22 protein-coding genes and 4 tRNA genes are annotated in these 21599 nt (G+C 69.6%); 6 read left to right on the forward strand and 20 right to left on the reverse strand.

The annotated features are described in order from the left end of the window. Positions 1-28: 28 nt before the first annotated feature. From secF to pdxS, 9 genes are all read right to left on the reverse strand, one after another. Entirely contained in the window at positions 29-1018 is a 990-nt protein-coding gene (gene secF / locus DEU36_RS02815) for a protein translocase subunit SecF (RefSeq protein ID WP_120262830.1), read from the reverse strand. After that, positions 1018-2733, reverse strand: coding sequence for a protein translocase subunit SecD (secD, locus tag DEU36_RS02820; RefSeq protein WP_120262831.1), 1716 nt, complete (start codon positions 2731-2733; stop codon positions 1018-1020). Before secD ends, secF begins: the two co-directional genes overlap by 1 nt. A 44-nt stretch (positions 2734-2777) precedes the next feature. Next, positions 2778-3281: a preprotein translocase subunit YajC gene (gene yajC, locus DEU36_RS02825; protein WP_120262832.1), complete on the reverse strand. Its 504-nt coding sequence runs from the start codon at positions 3279-3281 to the stop codon at positions 2778-2780. Positions 3282-3360: 79 nt separating this feature from the next. Next, positions 3361-4386, reverse strand: coding sequence for a Holliday junction branch migration DNA helicase RuvB (ruvB, locus tag DEU36_RS02830; protein ID WP_120262833.1), 1026 nt, complete (start codon positions 4384-4386; stop codon positions 3361-3363). After that, on the reverse strand, positions 4379-4996 hold the full coding sequence (ruvA, locus tag DEU36_RS02835) for a Holliday junction branch migration protein RuvA (protein WP_120262834.1): 618 nt from the start codon (positions 4994-4996) through the stop codon (positions 4379-4381). Before ruvA ends, ruvB begins: the two co-directional genes overlap by 8 nt. Positions 4997-5075: 79 nt before the next feature. After that, entirely contained in the window at positions 5076-5645 is a 570-nt protein-coding gene (gene ruvC / locus DEU36_RS02840) for a crossover junction endodeoxyribonuclease RuvC (protein ID WP_120262835.1), read from the reverse strand. A gap of 124 nt (positions 5646-5769) precedes the next feature. Then, positions 5770-6531 carry a YebC/PmpR family DNA-binding transcriptional regulator gene (locus DEU36_RS02845; protein ID WP_094261779.1) on the reverse strand — a complete coding sequence of 254 codons (762 nt, stop codon included), beginning with the start codon at positions 6529-6531 and terminating at the stop codon, positions 5770-5772. 10 nt (positions 6532-6541) lie between these two features. Continuing rightward, positions 6542-7165 (reverse strand): pyridoxal 5'-phosphate synthase glutaminase subunit PdxT, encoded by a 624-nt coding sequence (gene pdxT, locus DEU36_RS02850; protein WP_120262836.1) that lies wholly within the window; start codon positions 7163-7165, stop codon positions 6542-6544. A gap of 4 nt (positions 7166-7169) precedes the next feature. Next, entirely contained in the window at positions 7170-8066 is an 897-nt protein-coding gene (gene pdxS, locus DEU36_RS02855; RefSeq protein ID WP_396652147.1) for a pyridoxal 5'-phosphate synthase lyase subunit PdxS, read from the reverse strand. Positions 8067-8153: 87 nt separating this feature from the next. Here pdxS and DEU36_RS02860 point away from each other — a divergent pair, with 87 nt between their 5' ends. Both DEU36_RS02860 and pdxY read left to right on the forward strand, forming a co-directional pair. Next, complete coding sequence (locus DEU36_RS02860; protein WP_120262837.1) at positions 8154-9482, forward strand: aminotransferase class I/II-fold pyridoxal phosphate-dependent enzyme; 1329 nt, start codon at positions 8154-8156, stop codon at positions 9480-9482. A 4-nt stretch (positions 9483-9486) separates the two neighbouring features. Further along, the gene (pdxY, locus tag DEU36_RS02865; protein WP_120262838.1) at positions 9487-10338 is read left to right on the forward strand and encodes a pyridoxal kinase PdxY; all 852 of its coding nucleotides are present in this window, start codon (positions 9487-9489) and stop codon (positions 10336-10338) included. Between the two features lie 6 nt (positions 10339-10344). Here pdxY and DEU36_RS02870 read toward each other — a convergent pair whose 3' ends face one another. From DEU36_RS02870 to thrS, 3 genes are all read right to left on the reverse strand, one after another. Beyond that, the gene (locus tag DEU36_RS02870; protein WP_120262839.1) at positions 10345-10932 is read right to left on the reverse strand and encodes a hypothetical protein; all 588 of its coding nucleotides are present in this window, start codon (positions 10930-10932) and stop codon (positions 10345-10347) included. Between the two features lie 89 nt (positions 10933-11021). Further along, a complete protein-coding gene (locus DEU36_RS02875) occupies positions 11022-11579 on the reverse strand; it encodes an HIT domain-containing protein (protein ID WP_183045270.1) in 558 nt (185 codons plus the stop codon). Next, complete coding sequence (thrS, locus tag DEU36_RS02880; RefSeq protein WP_120262840.1) at positions 11576-13612, reverse strand: threonine--tRNA ligase; 2037 nt, start codon at positions 13610-13612, stop codon at positions 11576-11578. The genes DEU36_RS02875 and thrS overlap by 4 nt, the downstream gene beginning before the upstream one ends. Positions 13613-13810: 198 nt before the next feature. Between thrS and DEU36_RS02885 the strand changes: the two genes are divergently transcribed. Next, positions 13811-14971 (forward strand): SLC13 family permease, encoded by a 1161-nt coding sequence (locus tag DEU36_RS02885; RefSeq protein ID WP_259455332.1) that lies wholly within the window; start codon positions 13811-13813, stop codon positions 14969-14971. 44 nt (positions 14972-15015) lie between these two features. On the opposite strand, the gene DEU36_RS02890 is transcribed toward DEU36_RS02885, so the two are convergent. The 5 genes from DEU36_RS02890 to DEU36_RS02910 all read right to left on the reverse strand — a co-directional run bounded on the left by DEU36_RS02890 (position 15016) and on the right by DEU36_RS02910 (position 16552). Continuing rightward, positions 15016-15672 carry a DNA alkylation repair protein gene (locus DEU36_RS02890; RefSeq protein ID WP_120262842.1) on the reverse strand — a complete coding sequence of 219 codons (657 nt, stop codon included), beginning with the start codon at positions 15670-15672 and terminating at the stop codon, positions 15016-15018. Further along, complete coding sequence (locus tag DEU36_RS02895) at positions 15669-16175, reverse strand: glycine cleavage system protein R (protein WP_120262843.1); 507 nt, start codon at positions 16173-16175, stop codon at positions 15669-15671. The genes DEU36_RS02890 and DEU36_RS02895 overlap by 4 nt, the downstream gene beginning before the upstream one ends. 80 nt (positions 16176-16255) lie before the next feature. Next, positions 16256-16327: transfer RNA gene (locus DEU36_RS02900), tRNA-Val, on the reverse strand. 27 nt (positions 16328-16354) lie between these two features. After that, a tRNA-Cys gene (locus DEU36_RS02905) sits at positions 16355-16425 on the reverse strand. A gap of 55 nt (positions 16426-16480) precedes the next feature. Continuing rightward, positions 16481-16552, reverse strand: a tRNA-Gly gene (locus DEU36_RS02910). A 152-nt stretch (positions 16553-16704) separates the two neighbouring features. Between DEU36_RS02910 and DEU36_RS02915 the strand changes: the two genes are divergently transcribed. The 3 genes from DEU36_RS02915 to DEU36_RS02925 all read left to right on the forward strand — a co-directional run bounded on the left by DEU36_RS02915 (position 16705) and on the right by DEU36_RS02925 (position 18527). Continuing rightward, a tRNA-Val gene (locus DEU36_RS02915) sits at positions 16705-16781 on the forward strand. A gap of 217 nt (positions 16782-16998) precedes the next feature. Further along, entirely contained in the window at positions 16999-17334 is a 336-nt protein-coding gene (locus DEU36_RS02920; RefSeq protein WP_147374350.1) for a helix-turn-helix transcriptional regulator, read from the forward strand. Continuing rightward, on the forward strand, positions 17331-18527 hold the full coding sequence (locus DEU36_RS02925) for an MFS transporter (RefSeq protein ID WP_120262845.1): 1197 nt from the start codon (positions 17331-17333) through the stop codon (positions 18525-18527). Before DEU36_RS02920 ends, DEU36_RS02925 begins: the two co-directional genes overlap by 4 nt. 59 nt (positions 18528-18586) lie before the next feature. On the opposite strand, the gene DEU36_RS02930 is transcribed toward DEU36_RS02925, so the two are convergent. The 3 genes from DEU36_RS02930 to DEU36_RS02940 form a co-directional block, all read right to left on the reverse strand. Continuing rightward, positions 18587-19321, reverse strand: coding sequence for a VIT family protein (locus tag DEU36_RS02930; RefSeq protein WP_120262846.1), 735 nt, complete (start codon positions 19319-19321; stop codon positions 18587-18589). Between the two features lie 139 nt (positions 19322-19460). Beyond that, positions 19461-20024, reverse strand: a complete 564-nt coding sequence (locus DEU36_RS02935; RefSeq protein ID WP_120262847.1) for a type II toxin-antitoxin system PemK/MazF family toxin — start codon at positions 20022-20024, stop codon at positions 19461-19463. Between the two features lie 241 nt (positions 20025-20265). Then, complete coding sequence (locus tag DEU36_RS02940) at positions 20266-21534, reverse strand: ammonium transporter (protein ID WP_120262848.1); 1269 nt, start codon at positions 21532-21534, stop codon at positions 20266-20268. Positions 21535-21599: the final 65 nt, after the last annotated feature.

Genomic DNA, 21599 nt, shown 5'->3' on the forward strand with positions numbered 1-21599 from the left:
ACATCGATTCTACGCGCCCTGGCGGCGCTCAGGCCTCGACCGATGCGCGTTCACGAGACTCGAGCACCCGGGTGTCGTTCGCCTTGATGCCGGGCTCGTTCTCGCGCAGGAGCGCGAACAGGGGCACGGCGACGAACAGCGTCGAGTACGCGGCGACCAGGGTGCCCACGAAGATCGACAGCGAGATGTCGGTGAGCGTCTGAGCACCCAGCCACAGGGCACCGATGAAGAGGATCGCACCAGTCGGCAGCGCAGCGACGATCGTGGTGTTGATCGATCGCACGAGCGTCTGGTTGGCAGCCAGGTTGACCGACTCGCCGAACGTCCTGCCCGACTTCTCACCGTCCTCGAAGGTGTTCTCGCGGACCTTGTCGAAGACGACCGTGGTGTCGTACAGCGAATACGACAGGATCGTCAGGAATCCGATGACGGCCGCGGGAGAGATCTCGAACCCGAAGAGCGAGTACACGCCCACGGTCACCACGAGCACGTCGACGAGACCGATGATCGCCGCGACGGACATCTTCCAGGTGCGGAAGTACAGGGCGAGGATGAGGAATGTCAGGGCGAGGAAGATCGCCAGACCCCAGAGCGACTGACGGGTGACGTCCTGGCCCCAGCTCGGTCCGATGAACGACGAGCTCACCTCGGCGGCGGGAACTTCGTATGCCTGAGCGAGTCGCGCCGTGACGTCGCGGGTCTCGGTGTCCGACATCTGATCGGTCTGCACACGCACGGCATCCTCGCCGATCGTCGTGACCTTGGTGGTCGCTCCGGGCACGACCTCCTGCACCGCGTCGGTCGCGAGCAGCTGATCGGTGTTCGACACGTTCGTCACCGTGAACTGCGACCCGCCCGTGAACTCGATCGAGAACTGCGGGGGCCGCACCACGAGCACCAGCACCGAGGCGAGCACGAGCGCCGCCGCGATGATGAACCACAGTGTGCGCCGGGCGACGAAGGGGAACGAGATCTTCCCCGTGTAGAGGTCGTTGCCGAACCGGTTGAAGAAACGCATCAGTGCTTGTCCCCCGTCGCGTCGCGCTGCTCGCCCGCGGCCTGCTCAGCACGCTTGCGTTCCGCGATCGTCTGTCGCCGTTCGGCCTCACCCCGCGACTTCGCCGCACGGCGCTCCGCGGAGGTCTTGGCCCCCGCGGCCACCGGCGCACGGAACTGCGCGCGCCCGCGGTAGACGGCGCCCAGAGCGTCGGGGTCGAGACCCGACAGCTTGTGCCCCGATCCGAAGAACCGTGTGCGCACGAGCAGCTGCAGCACGGGGTGGGTGAAGAGGATGAAGATCAGGATGTCGATGGCGGTCGTCAGCCCGAGGGTGAACGCGAAACCCTTCACCGTCGAGTCGGCCAGGATGTACAGCACGACCGCGGCGAGGATGTTGATCGACTTCGAGATGAAGATCGTGCGCTTGGCGCGGGACCAGCCATCCTCGACGGCGCTCGTGATCGACTTGCCGTCGCGCAGCTCGTCTCTGATGCGCTCGAAGTACACGATGAACGAATCGGCTGTGAAGCCGATCGTCACGATGAGGCCGGCCACACCGGCGAGCGACAGACGGAAGCCCATGCGCCAGGCGAGGATGGTCAGCGCCACGTAGGTGAGGACGCCCATGACCATCAGCGACGCGATGATGACCGTTCCGAGCGCACGATAGACCACGAGCGAGTAGACCGCGACGAGCGCGAGGCCGATCAGACCTGCGATGAGCCCGATCTGCAGCTGCTGCGATCCGAGCGTGGCCGAGATCGTGTTGGTGCTCTGCACCTCGAAGCTGAGCGGCAGCGCGCCGAACTTCAGCTGGTCGGCGAGCACCTTCGAGCTGTCCTGATCGAACGTGCCCGTGATCGACGGCTTGCCGGTGAGGATGACGGCATCCATCGAGGGGGCCGAGAGGACGGCACCGTCGAGGACGAAGGCGAACTGGTTGAGCGGCGACTGCTGTCCGTAGAGGCGCTGGCTGATCTTGCCGAACGTCTCGGTGCCCTGCTGGTCGAACGTGATGTTCACCGCCCAGCGGCCGGTGCTCTGCTCGAGACCGTTCGTGGCGTTGTCGATCGACGAGCCATCGAGCTCGACCGGACCGAGGATGTACTTCGCGGTCCCGGTGCGGTCGCACGTGATCAACGGCTGATCGGCCGGCGCGTCGGCGGGGTCGTTCGCCGGGTTCGCGCAGTCGTAGGCGAGGAACTGCGCCTGCAGCGCCTCGGTGATCCAGGCCGGGTCGCTGCCGTTGGACGGCGCCGTCGACGGGGTCGCGGGGAGGTTGGGATCCGGCGCCGGGTAGGGCGTCTCGTTGCCGTCGTCGCCGACGAAGCTGGTCGCCGGCGAGCCCGTGTAGAGCACCGCGCGCAACTGGAGCTGGGCCGAGGCGTCGATGCGCTCACGGGTCTCGTCATCGACCTCGCCCGGCAGCTGCACGACGATCTGGTTGCCGGCCTGCGTGGCGATGTCGGCCTCGACCAGGCCGGACGCGTCGACGCGCTGTCGGATGATGGACGCCGCCTGCTGCATCTGCTCGCTCGAGGGCGTCGCCCCGTCGGACTGCGCCTCCAGGATGATCTGCGTGCCGCCCTGGAGGTCGAGCGCGAGCTCGGGAGCCCACGAGCTCGCCTTGAACACGTAGACGCCGAGCGCGTTGATACCGAATAGGAGCGCTGTCAGGACCACGAGTCCGGTCAGCGCGCGCCAGGCACGGCGCACAGGTGTGGAAGTCGCCACGGGGAGGTCAGCTTTCGTCGAGCGTGCGCCGGGTCAGCGGCGGATCAGGCGCGGGGCTTGTCGTCGCGGTCGGCCGCGCTCTCGGCAGCGGCGTCGGCGCGGTTGCGCGCGGCGTCGTCGCTGACCGAGGTGATCAGCCCCTGCTCGACATCGGCGACATACTCGTCGTGATGCTCCTCGGCCTCGATGTACTCGTCTTCGGTGAGCGAGCCCTCGGCGGGGTCGACGACGCGCAGGATCGCCTGGCTGTGGACCTCGACCTCGACGCCCGGCGCGAGCTCGACGCGTGCCGACTTCGAGAGGTCGTCACCGTCGTACTCGACGATCGTGCCGTAGAAACCGCCCTGCAGGAGGACCTTCGCGCCGGGCAGCAGCTGACGCGACTTCTCAGCCTGCTCCGCCTTCATCCGCTGCGCGCGACGGCGCTGGCTCCAGAACATGAAGACGATGAGCAGCGCGAGGATGATCAGCAGACCGTACTCGGCGAAGAACTGCACCGCCGGGTTCGCGGGAGGAGCGTCGGCCGGGGTGGTGGCGAAGAAGAGCATGGAGGTGGGAGCACCTTTCACGGGGAGGCACGCGAAGAATGCGCACCCTCGGGATTCGTCGGCGAGAAGCCTTCAGCGATTATAGGTCATCGATCTCGAGCGCCCCGTCGGCACGGGTGATGCCGAGGTGACGGTACGCCGAGGGCATCGCCACCCGACCCCGAGGCGACCGCCCCACGAATCCGATGCGCACGAGGTACGGCTCGACGACCGATTCGATCGTCTCCGCTTCCTCGCCGACCGTCACTGCGAGGGTGTTGAGCCCCACAGGCCCGCCCCCGAAACGACGGACGAGAGCGTCGAGGACGGCGCGGTCGAGGCGGTCGAGGCCGATCGGATCGACGTCGTAGAGCTCGAGGGCCGCGGCGACATCCGCCTCGGTCGCCCCCGCGCCCGCGTCGCCGTGGACGATGACGAAGTCGCGGACGCGGCGCAGCAGCCGGTTCGCGATACGCGGCGTACCGCGCGAACGACGAGCGATCTCGGCTCGCGCCACCGGTGGGATGTCGACGGCGAGGACGCTCGCGGACCGCTGGATCACACGTTCGAGCTCCTCCGGCTCGTAGTACTCCATGTGCGCCGTGAAGCCGAAGCGATCGCGAAGCGGATTCGGCAGCAGCCCGGAACGGGTCGTCGCACCCACGAGGGTGAAGGGGGCGAGTTCGAGCGGGATGCTGGTCGCGCCGGCGCCCTTGCCGACCATGATGTCGATGCGGAAGTCCTCCATCGCGAGATAGAGCATCTCCTCGGCGGAGCGCGCCATGCGGTGGATCTCGTCGATGAAGAGCACCTCACCGGGTACGAGACTCGACAGCAGCGCCGCGAGGTCGCCCGCGTGCTGGATGGCGGGGCCGCTCGACATCCGCAGCGGCCGGCCGCTCTCGTGCGCGACGATCATCGCCAGCGTCGTCTTGCCGAGCCCGGGCGGCCCCGACAGCAGGATGTGGTCGGCGGGGCGATCCTGCATCCCCGCCGCCTGCAGCAGCAGCTCGAGCTGTCCGCGAACCTTCTGCTGCCCGACGAACTCGGCCAGTGAGGTGGGGCGGAGGGCTCCCTCGACGGCGAGCTCCGTCTCGTCGGCGGCCAGCTCGTGCGCGTCAGACACCGGTCTGCTCCGGGCGTGCGGGGCCGAGCTGCGCCAGCGCGAGCTTGAGCAGGGCGGGCACCGTCGCCGGGGCGGCGGCGTCCGCGGTGACCTGTGCGACAGCCTCCACCGCGACCCGCTCGCTCCAGCCGAGGGCCACGAGCGCCGCGACGACCTGTGCGGTCAGCGTTCCGGCCCGAGTTGCGACGGACGCCGCCGGGCCGGAGGGAGCCGCCTGGAGCTTGCCCGCGAGCTGCACGACGATGAGCTTCGCGGTCTTGGGGCCGATCCCCGACACCCGGCGGAACGGTGCGTCGTCCTCGGCGGTGACGGCATCGGCGATCTGGGCGACGCTCAGGGCGGACAGCACTCCCAGCGCGGACTTCGGCCCCACGCCGGTCACTCCGATGAGCAGGAGGAAGACTCCGAGCTGCTCGCGCGTCTCGAACCCGAACAGCGACAGGGCGTCTTCGCGGACGACCAGGTTCGTGTGGAGCACGATCTCGTCGCCGACGTGGAACGAACGCGGGATGTCGGGAGTCACGGCGACCGAGAACCCGACCCCGCCGACGTCGATGACGACGCTGTCGGACTCGAGGTGCAGCACGCTGCCGCGCAGGGAGGAGATCATGATCCGAGCCTAGGCGTCGCTTCGCAGGTATGTTCGAGCGACACGCACCGCGCGCCGCGCGGCGCTGCGGGCGAGCGCGTCAGCGCCGCGAGAGGCGCTCGGCGTCGGCCCAGGCGCGCTGGGCCGGGGTGAGTGCAGCGCCCCCCGAGGCGGTCGCGGGACCGGCCGGCCCGCGGCGCCAGGCATGGCAGATCGCGAGCGCGAGAGCGTCAGCGGCATCCGCGGGCTGCGGGAGGGAGTCGAGCCGCAGCACTCGGGCGACCATCGTCTGCACCTGAAGCTTCTCCGCGGAACCGTAGCCGGTGATCGCCGCCTTGACCTCGGAGGGCGTATGAGTCGCGGCGTCGAGGCCGCTCTCGGCAGCGACAAGCAGCGCTATGCCGCTCGCCTGCGCCGTGCCCATCACGCTGGTCCGGTTGTGCTGGGCGAAGACGCGCTCGACGGCGACGACGTGGGGCCGGTGCTCGGCGATCACCTCACGCAGTCCCGCGGCGATCGTGGCGAGTCGGCGTTCGATCGGCACGTCGACGGCCGAGCGCACGACCCCGACATGCACGAGCGCGGCGGATCGATCGCGGGCGACGTCGACGACGCCGACACCGCATCGGGTGAGCCCGGGATCGACACCGAGGACGCGCAGAGAAGTCACTCCCCCACGCTACGTCCGCCGCGGCCGGGCAGCGCGCCGACAACCCGCGAAACGCGCAGTTCCCGGCATCCGGCGCAGAAGAAACTGCGCTCGACACCGGGAACTGCGACGGATGCCGGGCCTTTTACTCGTCGTCGTTCTCGAGTTCGGCCTGTACCTCGGGCGTGAGGTCGAAGTTCGTGTAGACGTTCTGCACGTCGTCGCTGTCTTCGAGGGCGTCGATGAGACGGAACACCTTGCGGGCGGTGTCGGCGTCGACCTCCACCTTGAGCGAGGGGACGAACTCGACGTCGGCCGAGTCGTACTCGATGCCGGCGTCCTGCAGAGCGGTGCGCACCGACACGAGGTCGGAGGCCTCGGTGATGACGCCGAACCCGTCGCCGTGCGGCTCGACCTCTTCGGCTCCAGCCTCGAGCACCGCGAGCATGACGTCGTCTTCGGTGGTGCCCTCGGAGGGGACCACGATGACACCCTTGCGGCTGAAGTTGTAGGCGACACTGCCCGGGTCGGCGAGCGTGCCGCCGTTGCGGCTGAGAGCGGTGCGCACCTCGGCGGCGGCCCGGTTCTTGTTGTCGGTCAGACACTCGATGAGGAACGCCACGCCGTTGGGCCCGTACCCCTCGTACATGATCGAGGAGTACTCGACGGCCTCGCCGCCGATACCCGCGCCGCGCTTGATCGCGCGATCGATGTTGTCTTTGGGGACCGAGGTCTTCTTGGCCTTCAGGACGGCGTCGAAGAGCGTGGGGTTGCCCTGCAAATCGGGGCCGCCGAGCTTCGCTGCGACCTCGATGTTCTTGATGAGCTTGGCCCACGACTTGGCACGGCGCGCGTCGACGACGGCTTTCTTGTGCTTGGTCGTGGCCCATTTGGAGTGACCGGACATGCGCTCGATCTTACCGGGCGGATGCGCGCGCCTCACGGACGTGCGCGAGGAACCTCTCATGGAATCGGCGCTCGCCCGAGACCTCCGGATGGAACGCGGTCGCGAGAAGGTGCCCCTGCTCGACCGCGACGATCCCACCGCTCGGCAGCGTCGCGAGGACTCTGACCCCTGCCCCCGCCTCGACGATGAGCGGCGCACGGATGAAGGCCGCCTCGACCGGAACGTCCCATCCGTCGTCGTCACCGGCGACGGCGAGCGCCGTCTCGAACGACTCGGCCTGGCCGCCGAAGGCGTTGCGCCGCACCGTGACGTCGAGACCCCCGAACGTCTCCTGGCCCGCGATGGCTCCGTCGAGCCGATCGGCGAGCATGATCATCCCGGCGCACGTGCCGTAGACGGGCATTCCGGCCGCGATCGCGTCGCGGATGGGCTGCTGCATCCCGAACGCGCGGGCGAGCTTGTCGATGACGCTGGATTCGCCGCCCGGCAGGACGAGACCGTCCACCCCCTCGAGGTCGCCCGGCCGCCGGACGAGGGATGCCGTCGCACCGAGCTCGCGGAGCATGCGCACGTGCTCGCGCACGTCCCCCTGCAACGCCAGGACGCCGACGCGCGGCGGCAGCCCCTCGCTCACCGGCTCACCAGCCGCGGTCTGCGAGCCGGTGCGGGGCGGGGAGGTCCGAGACGTTGATGCCGACCATCGCCTCGCCCAGGCCGCGCGATGCCTCGGCGACGATGGCGGCGTCGTCGTGGAAGGTGGTCGCCTTGACGATGGCTGCCGCGCGGCGAGCCGGGTCGCCCGACTTGAAGATCCCCGAACCGACGAAGACGCCGTCGGCACCGAGCTGCATCATCATCGCCGCGTCGGCGGGTGTGGCGACGCCGCCCGCGGTGAAGAGGACGACGGGCAGCGCGCCGGTGTCGGCCACCTCGGCGACGAGGTCGTACGGCGCCTGGAGCTCCTTGGCCGCGACGTACAGCTCGTCGGGGCTCTTGGCTTGCAAGGCACGGATCTCGGCGGTGATCGTGCGGATGTGACGCGTCGCCTCCGAGACGTCGCCCGTGCCGGCCTCACCCTTGGAGCGGATCATGGCGGCGCCCTCGGTGATGCGGCGCAGCGCCTCGCCGAGGTTGGTGGCGCCGCAGACGAACGGGACGGTGAAGCCCCACTTGTCGATGTGGTGCGCATAGTCCGCGGGCGACAGCACCTCGGACTCGTCGATGTAGTCCACCCCCAGCTCCTGCAGCACGCGCGCTTCGACGAAGTGCCCGATGCGGGCCTTCGCCATCACGGGGATCGACACCGACGCGATGATCTCGTCGATCAGATCGGGGTCGCTCATGCGCGCGACGCCGCCCTGAGCGCGGATGTCGGCGGGAACGCGCTCGAGCGCCATGACGGCGACCGCGCCGGCATCCTCGGCGATGCGCGCCTGATCGGCCGTGACGACATCCATGATCACACCACCCTTGAGCATCTCGGCGAGGCCGCGCTTGACGCGCGCGGATCCGGTGACGGTCTGGTCGTTCGACACGATGGAGCTCCGATCCGGCCGCTTCCTGATGATTGATCTTCGGCCTAGGCCAAAAAGTAGCATGGCATCCGACATAAGATCGTCTCGATGACTTCCCGCGACACGATCACCGGACGCACGGCGGGCGAGATCGCCGACAGTGTCCGGATGCTGCTCGAGCGCGGCGCCCTGCGCTCCGATGACGCCCTGCCGCCCGTACGCACGCTCGCCGAACAGCTCGGCGTGAACCGCAACACCGTCGTCGCCGCCTACCGCCTGCTCGCTCAGGCCGGGGTCGTCGTGGCCCGCGGCCGCGGCGGAACGCGCATCACCGAGGTCTCCCCCGTCGCCGCCGAGGGCGTCGCCGCCGACACGGTGCTGCGCGACGTCGGGTCGGGCAACCCGGACCCCGCACTCATCCCCGACCCGAGCCGGGTGCTCGGCCGGGTCGCCGGCCGCCCCGTCCTGTACGGCGAGCCGGTCATCGACGAGGGTCTCGCGGCCTGGGCGAAACGGTGGTTCGCCGCCGACTCACCGGCCGAGGCCGACATCCACCTCACCGTCACCGGTGGTGCCGTCGACGCCGTCGAACGGCTTCTCGCGCAGGCGCTCACCCGCGACGACGCCGTCGCCCTCGAAGACCCGTGCTTCCTCGCGAGCATCCACACGGTCCGGCTTGCGGGCTACCGGGCGATCCCGGTTCCCGTCGATGACGAGGGGATGACGGTCGACGGGCTGCGAGGAGCGCTCCACGCGGGTGCTCGGGCCGTCGTCATCACCCCGCGGGCGCAGAACCCCACGGGTTCGAGCCTCTCGGCCGAACGCGCCGCAGCCCTGCGCGAGGTCCTGAGCGACCACCCGTACGTCCTCGTGATCGAAGACGACCACTTCTCGCTCCTGTCGACCCAGCCCTACCGTTCGATCATCGGCGAGCGCCACGAGCGGTGGGCTCGCGTGCGCTCGGTGTCGAAATTCCTCGGGCCCGACATGTGCCTCGCGGTGACGGCATCCGATCCCACGACGGCCGAGCGTCTGGCGCTCCGTCTCGGCTCGGGCACCACCTGGGTCAGCCACCTGCTGCAGCGCCTCACCCATGCCCTCGTGTCCGATGCGACCGCAGTGGCCACCATTGCGGCGGCACGCGCGCACTACGCCGACCGCAACGCCGCCTTCGCCGCCGAGCTCACACGCTCAGGGCTGCCGTGTGCACCGGGTGACGGGCTCAGCCTCTGGGTCGAAGTGCCCGGTACCGCCCGCTCCGTCGCCGACGCACTCATGCGTCGGGGGTGGCTCGCCCGCACCGGCGACGAGTTCCGGCTGGCCGACGACGCGCCGTCGCGCCACCTGCGCCTCACCGTCCACGATCTGAACGACGCCGACGCCGCGCTCCTCGTGCAGGACCTCGTCGCATCCGCCCTCCCCTCTCGAAAGGCATGACCCCATGAAGGTGCTCTCGATCCAGTCGGCCGTCGCATACGGACACGTCGGCAACTCCGCGGCGGTGTTCCCCCTGCAGCGCATCGGCGTGGAGGTGATGCCGGTCTACACGGTGAACTTCTCCAACCACACCGGCTACGGCGCCTGGGGCGGCCCGATGATCAGCCCCGACGATGTCCGGGCCGTCATCGCGGGCGTCGAGGATCGCGGGGCTTTTCCGCAGATCGACGTCGTCCTCTCGGGCTACCAGGGCGGAGAGGGCATCGCCGATGTCATCCTCGACACCGTCGCGCGCGTCAAGGCGGCGAACCCGGATGCCGTCTACGCGTGCGACCCCGTCATGGGCAACGCGAAGTCGGGGTGCTTCGTGGCGCCGGCCATCCCCGTGCTGCTGCGCGAGCGCGTCGTGCCGGCGGCCGACATCATCACACCGAACCAGTTCGAGCTCGGTTTCCTGACCGAGACCGACCCGAGCGACCTCGACTCGACGCTCGCCTCCGTCGACGCCGCCCGCGCGATGGGACCGCGCACGGTGCTCGTCACGAGCGTGGAGCGCCCGGAACGCCCCGAGGGCACGATCGAGATGCTCGCGGCCGATGACACCGGAGCCTGGATCGTCCGCACGCCCCACATCCCCATGAAGGCGAACGGCTCCGGCGACGTCACCGCCGCCCTGTTCACCGCCCACTACCGCAGCACCGGCTCGGCGGCCGAGGCGCTCGCGCGCACCACCTCGAGCGTCTTCGACCTGCTCACGCGCACGCATGAGTCGGGCGAGCGCGAGCTCCAGCTCGTCGAGAGCCAGGAGGCGTACGCTCACCCGCGCATGCAGTTCACCGTCGAGCAGGTGCGCTGAGCGGGCTCAGTAGTCTCCCCCGGCCTCGGTCCATGCCTGCTCCCACTGCGAAGCGTCGTCGGGGCAGAGGAATCGCGTACCGAACACCATGATGCTCACGGCGCCCTCGCGGGACGCGTCGTCGACGGCGAGGCTCTGGATGAGCGGCGACGTCACGACGTGCGTGCGGAACGAGGACACGTCGATCTCGTGACCGTTGAGGATCGATGTCTCGCACGCGTCCAGCCCCAGGGCGAGGGTCACGGTCTCGGCCTGTTCCGACCACTGTCCGCCGTTGGCCTCGAGATGCGCGCGCTGCTGTGTGACGAGCTCCTGCTGGGCCGGTGTCTTCGCTGTCAGGGTGGGCTGCCCCACCGGCTGTTGCTGGGCGTCGATGAAGGCGTCGCGCTCGGCGAGGACGTCGCCGTCCACCGTCGCATCATCGCCGGCGCCAGGCGTCTCGGCAGCGCTCGGCCCCGACGCCGAGACCGTGGGAGTCGGCCCGGGAGCTGAAGAGGCGTCGTCGGCTGCGGGGGTGCAGCCGGCCAGGGCGATCGCCCCGGCGAGGACCGCCGCAACCAGGATGACGGCGCGCGCACGAGCGTTGATCGACATGGAGCCTCCTCGGTGAGCCGTCAGGCTATCGGCCGCGCGTCATCCCGCGCCGGGGCTTGCGCTCTCGGGGCAGATCTCGGTACGAGCTGTCAGTCCGTCGGCCAGGCGGTCGCGACGGCCTCTCGAACCTCGCCGAGCAGCTGCGGCAGCGCCTTCGTCCTCGCGATGATCGGGAAGAAGTTGGCGTCGGTCGCCCACCGCGGCACGACGTGCTGGTGAAGGTGCCCGTCGACACCCGCACCCGCGACCGCGCCCTGGTTCATCCCGAGGTTGAAGCCGTCGCACCGCGACACCTCGCGCAGGACGCGCATCGCTGTCTGGGTCAGCTCGCCGATCTCGGCCACCTCCTCGGGCGTCGCGAGATCGTACGTCGGAATGTGCCGGTACGGGCAGACGAGCAGGTGGCCGGAGTTGTACGGGAAGAGATTCAGCAGCACATAGGCCGTGCGCCCCCGCGCGACGATGAGACCGTCGGCATCCGACTTACCGGGAGCCGCGCAGAACGGGCACTCGTCGCGAAGCGGCTCGGGCCCCGCCTGGATGTACGCCATCCGGTGCGGGGTCCACAGTCGCTGGAACTCGTCGGGCACCCCGGCCAGGTGCGCGGCGTCCTCGACCGGGCGCGGGGTGTCCGACGAACCGGTCACGCGAGCTGCTCCGCGGTGGTGAGGTGCTCTGCGGTGTCGACCAGGGTGCGGTTCGCGATGGCCGCGAGGATGCGCTCCACGGCCTGGTCGACGGGCACACCGTTGGTCTGCGACCCGTCGCGGAAGCGGAACGACACCGTGCCGCCGGCGCGGTCCTGCTCGCCGGCGATGAGCTGCAGCGGCACCTTCTGGGTGGTGTGGGTGCGGATCTTCTTCTGCATCCGGTCGTCGGAGCGATCGAGCTCGGCGCGGACGCCGGCCTTGCGCAGACGAGAGACGATCTCCTGCAGGTACGGCGCGTAGTCGTCGGCGACGGGGATGGCCACGACCTGTACCGGCGCGAGCCAGACCGGGAACGCACCGGCGTAGTGCTCGAGGAGGATCGCGAAGAACCGTTCGATCGACCCGAACAGTGCGCGGTGGATCATCACGGGGCGGTGCTTCTCGCCGTCGGGACCCGTGTACTCCAGCTCGAACCGCTCAGGCTGGTTGAAGTCGAGCTGGATGGTCGACATCTGCCAGGTGCGGCCGATCGCATCGCGGGCCTGGACCGAGATCTTCGGTCCGTAGAACGCAGCTCCGCCGGGATCGGGAACGAGCTCCAGCCCCGATCCCTCGGCGACCCGGCGCAGCGTCTCGGTCGCCTGCTGCCAGAGGGCGTCGTCGCCGATGAACTTCGGGTTGCCCTCCTCCTTCGTCGACAGTTCGAGGTAGAAGTCGTTCAGCCCGTAGTCGCGCAGGGTCTGCAGCACGAACTCCAGGCTGCGGACGAGCTCGTCCTCGACCTGGTCGGGCGTGACGTAGATGTGGGTGTCGTCCTGGGTCATGCCCCGCACCCGGGTGAGCCCCGAGAGGGTGCCGCTCTTCTCGTAGCGGTAGACCGAACCGAACTCGCTCAGGCGCAGGGGCAGCTCACGGTAGCTGCGACCGCGCGATCGGAAGATCAGATTGTGGAAGGGGCAGTTCATGGGCTTGAGGTAGTACTCCTGCCCCTGCCGGGTCACGTTGCCCTCGGCGTCGACGATCTCGTCGAGCTTCATGGGCGGGTACATGCCGTCGGCGTACCACTGCAGATGCCCGCTCGTCATGAACAGGTCGCCCTTGGTGATGTGCGGGGTGTTGACGACCTCGTAGTCGTTCGCGAGCAGCTGCTCGCGCATGTAGCGCTCGATCTCGTACCGGATGATGCCGCCCTTGGGGTGGAACACCGACAGGCCGGGCCCGATCTCATCGGGGAACGAGAACAGGTCGAGCTCGACGCCGAGCTTGCGGTGGTCGCGCCGCGCCGCCTCGGCCAGGCGCTCCTGGTACGCGCGCAGCTCGTCCTTCGAGGGCCACGCGGTGCCGTAGATGCGCTGCAGCTGCGGGTTCTTCTCGCTTCCGCGCCAGTAGGCGGCGGCCACCCGAGTCAGGTCCCAGCCGTTGCCGACCATGCGGGTACCGGGCACGTGGGGTCCACGGCACAGGTCCTTCCACGCGGTCACGCCGTCGCGGGTGACGTTGTCGTAGATCGTCAGCTCACCGGCGCCGATCTCGGCCGAAGCCCCCTCGGCTGCGTCAGCGCCCGATCCGGGCCCGCCCGCGAGGTCGACGAGCTCGAGCTTGAACGGCTCGTCGGCCAGCTCGGCGCGGGCCTCGTCCGCGGTGACGACCCGGCGGACGAACCGCTGGTTCTCGCGGACGATCCGCTCCATCTCCTTCTTGATCGACTTCAGGTCCTCGGGAGTGAAGGGTTCGTCGACGCCGAAGTCGTAGTAGAAGCCGTCCTCGATGGGCGGGCCGATGCCGAGGTTCGACTGCGGCCGGATGCGCTGGACAGCCTGCGCCAGCACGTGCGCGGTCGAATGGCGGAGGATCGCGAGGCCGTCGGGGCTCGACACGGTGACCGGCTCGACGGCATCCGTCTCGGCCACGACCGTCGCGAGGTCTTTCAGGTCGCCGTTCACGCGCAGGGCGACGACGGAGCGATCGGGGAAAAGGGCGAAGCCGTCGGCGGGGTACGACACGTCCGACGGGGAAACGACGTCAGTCAAGGGAACATCTCCAGATGGGTGGCTCGGATCAAGGCTACTCAGCTTCGGACGCACGCCGCGTCCCGCCCGCTCAGGCCGAGAGCGTTCGGCCGGCGGCGACGAAGCGAGTGAGCAGACGGGCTCCGATCCGGCGTCGTTCCATGCATCGATCCTACTCGTGGGCGTCAGCGGCTTCGGGGTGGGCTCCGAGGGCGCATGATGGATGCCGTGAAGCTCGCCATCGCCGGGGCCGCACTGCTGCTGGTGGCAGCGGGTGCGGTGGTCTTCGGTGTCCTTCCCCCGGACGATCTCGTAGGAATCGCCGAGCGTGTCGCCCCGATCCTGGCTTTCGTCGTCGCCGTCACGATCGTGGCGGAACTCGCCGCGAAGGCGGGGGTGTTCGACGTGGCCGCCGGGTGGCTCGCGCGCGCCTCGCGCGGGCGGACCACGCTGCTGTGGCTCCTCGTGGTGGCGCTCGCGGTCGTCGCGACCGCATTCCTGTCGCTCGACACCACCGCCGTGCTGCTGACGCCCGTCGTCGTTGCAGTCGCGCGCGCGAACGGGCTTCCGCCGCTCCCCTTCGCTTTCGCGACCGTGTGGCTGGCGAACACGGCGTCGCTCGTGCTGCCGGTGTCGAACCTGACGAACCTGCTGGCGCTCGGCCGGCTTCCCGAGGGCGGACCGCTCGCATTCGTCGCCCTCATGGGGCCGTCGGCGGCGGTGGCGATTCTCGCGACAGTGGCCCTGCTGTTCGTGATCCACCGGCGATCGCTCGTCGGCCGCTTCGACCCCGCGCCCGTGCCGCGCGTGATCGACCGGGTGCAGCTGGTTGCGGCATCCGTCGTCGTCATCGCGCTCATGCCGGCCCTCGTCAGCGGACTCGAGCCGTGGATCCCGGCGACGATAGCCGCGATCCTCCTCGTCGGCCTCTTCGCGTGGCGGTCACCCCGTGCACTGACGGCTCGGCTCGTCCCGTGGCAGCTGCTCGTGTTCGCGGCGGGCCTGTTCACCGCTATGGCCGCACTCGAGTCGCTCGGATCGGCAGCGGTCGTCTCGGTCATCGCGGGCGAGCCGGGCGGACCGCTCGAGCTGTGGCGCATGGCCGGCACCGCCCTCGTTGCGGCCAACACCGTCGACAACCTGCCCGCCTACCTGCTGCTCGAGTCGGCGGCGGGGACGCCGGAGCGACTCGGCGCACTGCTCGTCGGAGTCAACGCGGGGCCGCTCATCACCCCGTGGGCCTCGCTCGCGACCCTGCTCTGGCACGAACGCTTGCACGCGGTCGGCGTCGACGTCCCGTGGCGGCGCTTCATCCTGTGGGGGCTCATCGCCGCGCCACTCATCGTCGGACTGTCGGTATTGCCGCTCGCCCTGCGATGAGCCCTCCCGGCGGCGGTGCCGGTCAGAGCCGGGGGGGGTGCTGGTCACAGGCGCTTGAGCGCCTCGCGCCTGCTGAGGCCGGTCACTCCCCGCTCGTCGACGAACGCGCGCACCCCGTCCGGGTCGACGCGCGCGCGATCGCGGAGCGCCCATCCGATCGCCTTGCGGATGAAGAACTCCGAATCGGCGAGGTTCGGGACGATGACATCCGTGAAGAGCTGCACATCGAAGCCGGAGCGCCGCGTCAACTGAGAGAGGATCGCGACCCGCCGTATCCAGAGATCGGCATCGCGCGCCCACGCCCGGATGACGGGCGCGATCTGCTCGGGATGGGCGACGAGCAGATCGCGGACGCGCCCGCTCAACTCGTCGGTGATGTCCCACCACTGCCCCGTCCGCACCATGTGCTCGATGAGAGGCAGCGACTCCCGTGCGCCTCGAAGCGGCGGCAGCGCCAGCAGCGCCATGGCCGCATAGCGCTCCTCCCGGTGGGAGGCCTCGTCCCAGAGGGTCCGCGCGGCCGCGCCGAGCGCCGCGGCATCCGACTCCCCCGCCCCGAGCGTTCGAGCGAGCCGGCGAACCTCGGGAAGACGAATGCCGAGGAAGGGCATCGACGACTTCATGTAGGCCTGCTGCGCGGGTGCTCGTTCCGGCTGCGCCGCGGCTTGCAGAGCGCGGCGGATGTCGTCGACGAGGGTCACGCGAGGGTGAGGTCGACCTGGATCTCGCCGGCGAGGCGCTCGAGGTCGGCCACGACCTCGGCGGCGTCGAACTCGGCGGGGAGGCGCACCACGAGGGTGGCCTCGAAGAGCGTGCCACCCGCCATCGGGGCATCGAGGGTGCGGCTGGTCAGGGCGTCGATGCTCAGGGCGTGAGCACCGATCGCATCGCTGACCTCGCGGACGATGCCGGGGCGGTCATTGCCGAGCACGGTGAAACGCAGCACCTGTCCGCTCGCGACGACGGGAGCCAGCGGCTGGTGCGTCGTGATGCGGAGCAGACCGTCGAGGCGCTCGAGCGCCTCGACGAGACCGGCTTCGCGGTCGGCGGGCACGTCCACGAGCACGATGCCCGCGAAAGCACCGGCGAGCTCCGCGAGTTCACTTCGCTCCCAGTTCCCGCCATGCGCCGCCACGGTGTCGGCGAGTGTGCGGACGAGTCCGACCCGGTCGTCTCCGACCACGGTGAGCACGAGCTGAGTCATGGCGCCGAGCCTAACCGGCGGGCGGGTTCACCCTGCCGGTAAACGACAAAACCCCCGGTGAGACCGGGGGTTTTACTCGGTGCGCGATACTGGGATCGAACCAGTGACCTCTTCCGTGTCAGGGAAGCGCGCTACCGCTGCGCCAATCGCGCCTATACAGGCTGTTCAGTTATGAGGCGAGGTGGCGACGGGATTCGAACCCGTGTAAACGGCTTTGCAGGCCGGTGCCTAGCCGCTCGGCCACGCCACCGTGTGTGGTTCTGACCCACGTGCCGGATCACCCTGACGGGAGATCCTCGCACTCGAGCGGATGACGAGATTCGAACTCGCGACCCTCACCTTGGCAAGGTGATGCGCTACCACTGCGCTACATCCGCATTTCGTTCCGGATCGCTCCGGCACTTGTTAAACATTAGCCGACGATCGCGCGAGTGCAAAACCGGCGGCGCCCCGCGCGTGTCTCACCTCCGCGTACGGGAACCGCCGCAGCATCCGGTATGCTCGTGTCTCGGCCCTCACGGGCCAGCACGGGCGATTGGCGCAGTTGGTTAGCGCGCTTCCTTCACACGGAAGAGGTCGTGGGTTCGAGTCCCGCATCGCCCACCATCCCGCCCCGGTCCTTCGACCGGGGCGCTTTTCGTTGCCCCACGCCCTCTTGCACGCTAAGCCCCGCACGCCGAGCACGCACCGTCGCCGCGAGCACGCACCGCGGATCATGCACGCTCGCGGCATCCGTACGTTCTCGCCGCGTACGGGATTGCAAACGTGCGAGATTTATCGAATGATGATCGTTCGACAGATCTCGAACAGTTGGAGGGCGAGCATGTCTCCGCGCACCTACGAACACCCCGACACCGACGACATCGCGATCCCCCGCGTGCTCTTCGCGTTGAGCGAGCCGCTCCGGCTCGACATGGTGCGGACTCTCGCTGAACGGGGCGAGGTCGACAGCATCGAGCTCGGCCCCGATCTCCCCCGTTCGACCCTCACGCATCACACCAGCCTGCTTCGCGAGTCCGGTGTCGTGTTCGTCCGCGCTCAGGGGCGCAAGTGCCTCATCCGGCTTCGCGACGGCGACCTGCAGTACCGCTTCCCCGGGCTGCTCGACAGCGTTCTCGCCGCGTACGGCGAAGACCTTGGCTCTGAGGCGGAGGCGTGATCCGCCGCGTCTGGCCCCTCGTCGTCGCCGCTGTCGCGCTCGGCGTCGATGCATATGTCCTCGCCGGCGTGCTTCCGCAGATCGCCACGTCGCTTCAGACGACCGTCGCGGCGATCGGGCTGGGCGTCGCGACCTTCACAGCCGCGTATGCCGTCGCGGGGCCACTGCTGTCGAGCCCTCTCGCACGCCGTGGTGCCGCCTGCGCCCTCCTGTGGGCACTGGGGATCTTCAACGCGGGGAATCTCGCGACCGCGCTGGCACCGGGCATCGAGGTGTTCCTCGCCTCCCGCGTCGTCGCCGGGGCCGGAGCAGGTGTTCTCACCGCCATCGCCACAGCGACCGCCGCCGCGATGGTCGAGAAACACGACCGCGGGCGGGCAATGTCGATGGTGACCTTCGGGCTGTCGACCGGCACCGTCGCAGGAGTGCCCCTCGGGATGGTCATCGGACAGAGCGCGGGATGGCGATGGACGATGGGCCTCGTCGTTGCCATCGGGGTGCTCGGCATGGTCGCGCTCGCAGCTCGCGCGCGCCGATTGCCCGGGCTGGTCACCGCGGCGGGCGGCGGGACCTTCCGCGTTCTCCGTTCTCGACGCATCGCGGTGGGGATCACAGCGGCATTCCTCCTCGGGACGGCCAGCCTGGGCCTGTACACCTACTTGATGCCGATGGCCGAGGCCGGCGGCCTGGCCGAGTGGGGCTTCGCGCTCGTGTGGGCATGGGGCATCGGCGGGGTAGCCGGATCGGCGGTGATCGGTCGACCGCTCGACAGGTTCGGGCCCCGGCCGTTCCTCATCGTCCTGCCGACACTGCTGATCGCGAGCTTCGCGACGTTGTGGCTCGCCGATTCCCCCGTTGCATCGATTCCTGCCGCAGCGGTGTGGGGCGCCGCGGGATGGGCATCGGTGCCCACACTCCAGCAGGCGCTCACCAAAGACCGATCCGATCAGGCGATGCCGATCATCGCGTTCCAGATGGCCGCGATGTATCTCGGTGCGTCCGCGGGCTCGGCACTCGGAGGCGCGCTGCTCGCCGCAGGCGTCGACGCAGCCGATCTCGCCGCGGCCGCCGGCATCCCCGCCGTCCTGGCACTCGCTCTCGCCGCAACACTCGCCGCCTGGACCCGCCAGATTCGCGCTTTCCGGCCGGAACGGCTCGCCGACAACGCACCCTCACCGCGAACGTACACCTGAGCCAGTGCGTGCTCGCGGCGCGCGTGCGTGCTCGAGGCCGATCACCGCCGCGGGCCAGCTCAAACGGCGCCGGAGACGCCCAACAGAGAGCCCACGGTGAACGTCGCGATCAGTGCGAGCGCGCCGCCGACCACGATCCTCACCATGGGGCGGAGCGGGGGGCTGTCACCGAGCCGGGCGCTCAGGTAGCCCGTCAGAGCGAGGGCGATGAGGACGGCCGCGAACGTGACGGGAACCCGGATGTCGGCGGGCGGCAGGAGGATCGCGAGAAGCGGCAGCAGCGCACCGATGGTGAACGCCAGCGCGCTGGCACCGGCGGCGGCCAGGGGGCTGACGACCTCGTCCTCGGTCAGCCCGAGCTCCGCCTCGAGGTGCGCGGCGACCACATCATGCTCGGTCAGCTCCTCGGCCACCCGGCGAGCGGTCTCCGGAGAGAGGCCGCGTCTCTCGTAGAGGCCCGCGAGCTCGATGAGCTCGGCCGCAGGGTCTTCGACGAGCTCACGGCGCTCCTTGGCGATCATGGCGCGTTGACTGTCGCTCTGGCTGCTGACCGAGACGTACTCTCCGAGCGCCATGGAGATCGCGCCGCCCACGAGACCCGCGATGCCCGCCGCGAAGATCGGGGCGGTCTCCGATGTCGCGCCCGCGACACCCACGACGAGGGCCGCGGTTGAAACGATGCCGTCGTTCGCGCCGAGGACACCGGCCCGCAACCAGTTCAGCCGCCCCGACATCGACGCCCCGTGAGGCTCCCCCGCGTGCGCCCCCGGCGCTCCCGATACCGATCCACTCATGACGTCATGAAACCACCCGGACACCGGTCGCGGCAGGCCCCCAACCGCACGAGGACGCACGCTCGCCACGAACACGCACGCCGGGCGGTACGTGCTCACGTCGACGGTGCGCTCTCGGCGCAGCCGCCCGGGTGCGCCGTCAGCCGGCGGAGCGCCAGCCGTAGCGCACGGAGAGAGACTGTGCGACTCGGCGGTAGGTCGCGCGGTCGAGCGCGCCGGCCGTCCGGCGGATGCCGCTCGTGGGCACGAGATAGATCTGGTCGACGTCGAGCCACGACGGACGTCGCTCGCGGTCCCAGTCCCCCGTGCCGAGCGGGATGTGGTCGCGTTCCCCGTCGTGCGGCTTGCTCGTGAGCTTCATCGCCCAGCTCCGGTCACCCTCGGCGTGCGCGAGCACGAGCAGCGGTCGGTCCTTGCCGCGCGCGGCATCTTCCGCGTACGGCACCCACGCCCAGACGATCTCACCGGGATCGGGGTCAGTGCCCGGTCGGGGCTCGTAAGCCAGACGCAGGCCGCGAGCATCGGGCAGAGCCACCTCGATGACGGATGCCGCAGTCCCGGCCGCTTCGCGCGACGCAGGGCGTCCGCCGCCGCGGGGCGGCGTGCCGGTGCTCGCGCGGGGCCGCGTTCCGGTAGGGCGGGATGAACCATCCGCCGTCCGGCGCGGACGCAGCAGATCCCACACTCGTGAAAGCACACCCATGCGCCCAAACTAACCCAGCGCCTGGGGCGGGCCGTCCCGTTTTCCCTACCGGCTCACCTGGCAGCTGACGCCCGTTCACCCCACGCGAAGCGGCGTCGCCTGCCAACTGAACGCCGCAGCACGGAACGCTGCAGCACGGAACGCCGAAGCGACGCACACGGCCCCCACCTCGGGCACACGCGAGGCGGGGCACCGCGAATCACTCCGCGATGCCCCGCCCGGGCTGAGATGCGAGGCCTGATCAGACCTTCGCGTCGGAGAGGGTGTAGCCGACCTCACCGTGCATGACGGTGTCGATGCCGGCGATCTCGTCCTCGTTCTTCACACGGAAGCCGATGGTCTTCTCGATCGCGAAGCCGATGATGAAGGCCAGCACGAAGGAGTAGACGAGAACCGCGAGAGCGGCGATCGCCTGAACGATCAGCTGGCTCGCGTCGCCACCCATGAACAGGCCGGTGCCGTTGGCGAAGAAGCCGAGGTACAGCGTGCCGATGAGACCACCGACGAGGTGGATGCCGACGACGTCGAGCGAGTCGTCGAAACCGAGCTTGTACTTCAGCTCGATCGCGAGGGCGCAGGCGGCACCGGCGATGAGGCCGAGCAGGATGGCCCAAATCGGGTCGACGGAGGCGCAGGCCGGAGTGATCGCGACGAGGCCGGCGACGGCACCCGAAGCGGCGCCGACGGACGTGGGCTTGCCGTCCTTGATCTTCTCGACGAGGAGCCAGGCCAGCAGGGCTGCGGCCGGAGCGGCGATCGTGTTGATGAACGCGAGCGCGGCCGTGCCGTCGGCGGCGAGCTCGGAGCCGGCGTTGAAGCCGAACCAGCCGAACCACAGCAGACCGGCACCGAGCAGGACGAACGGCGGGTTGTGGGGAACGTGGACGCCCTTCTGGAAGCCGACGCGCTTGCCGAGCACCAGGGCCAGGGCGAGAGCGGCGGCACCGGCGTTGATGTGCACGGCCGTTCCGCCGGCGAAGTCGATCGCGCCGACGCCGAAGACGTCCTGCAGACCCTTGGTGATCCAGCCGCCGTACTCGAACGAGCCGTCGTCGGCGAGGCCGAAGTTGAAGACCCAGCTCGCGACCGGGAAGTAGACGATCGTCGCCCAGACGCCGGCGAACAGCATCCACGCGCCGAACTTGGCACGGTCGGCGATGGCGCCGGAGACGAGCGCGACGGTGAGGATCGCGAAGGTCGCCTGGAAGCACACGAAGGCCATGGGCGGGAAGGCGGCGTCGTCGGGCGTCTCGAGCAGGCTGCTCAGACCGATGGCGCTCCAGTCGATCGACCAGGGGGCGACGGTCCCCTCAGCGCCGGGGAAGGCGATGGCGTACCCGAAGAGCACCCAGAGGACGCCGATCAGGCCGAGTGCGCCGAAGCTCATCATCATCATGCTGATGACGCTCTTGGCCTTGACGAGACCGCCGTAGAAGAATGCGAGTCCTGGCGTCATCAGCAGGACGAATGCGGCCGCGATGAGTATGAATGCGGTGTTGCCTTGATCCATCTCGAAGGGAACCTCTCTGCAGGGACGCAGGTGTAGCGTCGGGTCCCCTCAGTGTCGAGGCCGCC

The organism is Microbacterium sp. AG238, from assembly GCF_003610405.1.
Lineage (GTDB): Bacteria > Actinomycetota > Actinomycetes > Actinomycetales > Microbacteriaceae > Microbacterium.

What these genes read in the sequence shown, in the direction of transcription:
- secF (WP_120262830.1), bottom strand. Translation starts at nt 1,018, where the DNA reads ATGCGTTTCTTCAACCGGTTCGGCAACGACCTCTACACGGGGAAGATC.
- yajC (WP_120262832.1), bottom strand. Translation starts at nt 3,281, where the DNA reads ATGCTCTTCTTCGCCACCACCCCGGCCGACGCTCCTCCCGCGAACCCG.
- ruvA (WP_120262834.1), bottom strand. Translation starts at nt 4,996, where the DNA reads ATGATCTCCTCCCTGCGCGGCAGCGTGCTGCACCTCGAGTCCGACAGC.
- DEU36_RS02845 (WP_094261779.1), bottom strand. Translation starts at nt 6,531, where the DNA reads ATGTCCGGTCACTCCAAATGGGCCACGACCAAGCACAAGAAAGCCGTC.
- DEU36_RS02860 (WP_120262837.1), top strand. Translation starts at nt 8,154, where the DNA reads ATGACTTCCCGCGACACGATCACCGGACGCACGGCGGGCGAGATCGCC.
- pdxY (WP_120262838.1), top strand. Translation starts at nt 9,487, where the DNA reads ATGAAGGTGCTCTCGATCCAGTCGGCCGTCGCATACGGACACGTCGGC.
- DEU36_RS02870 (WP_120262839.1), bottom strand. Translation starts at nt 10,932, where the DNA reads ATGTCGATCAACGCTCGTGCGCGCGCCGTCATCCTGGTTGCGGCGGTC.
- DEU36_RS02885 (WP_259455332.1), top strand. Translation starts at nt 13,811, where the DNA reads ATGGATGCCGTGAAGCTCGCCATCGCCGGGGCCGCACTGCTGCTGGTG.
- DEU36_RS02895 (WP_120262843.1), bottom strand. Translation starts at nt 16,175, where the DNA reads ATGACTCAGCTCGTGCTCACCGTGGTCGGAGACGACCGGGTCGGACTC.
- DEU36_RS02920 (WP_147374350.1), top strand. Translation starts at nt 16,999, where the DNA reads ATGTCTCCGCGCACCTACGAACACCCCGACACCGACGACATCGCGATC.
- DEU36_RS02930 (WP_120262846.1), bottom strand. Translation starts at nt 19,321, where the DNA reads ATGAGTGGATCGGTATCGGGAGCGCCGGGGGCGCACGCGGGGGAGCCT.
- DEU36_RS02935 (WP_120262847.1), bottom strand. Translation starts at nt 20,024, where the DNA reads ATGGGTGTGCTTTCACGAGTGTGGGATCTGCTGCGTCCGCGCCGGACG.
- DEU36_RS02940 (WP_120262848.1), bottom strand. Translation starts at nt 21,534, where the DNA reads ATGGATCAAGGCAACACCGCATTCATACTCATCGCGGCCGCATTCGTC.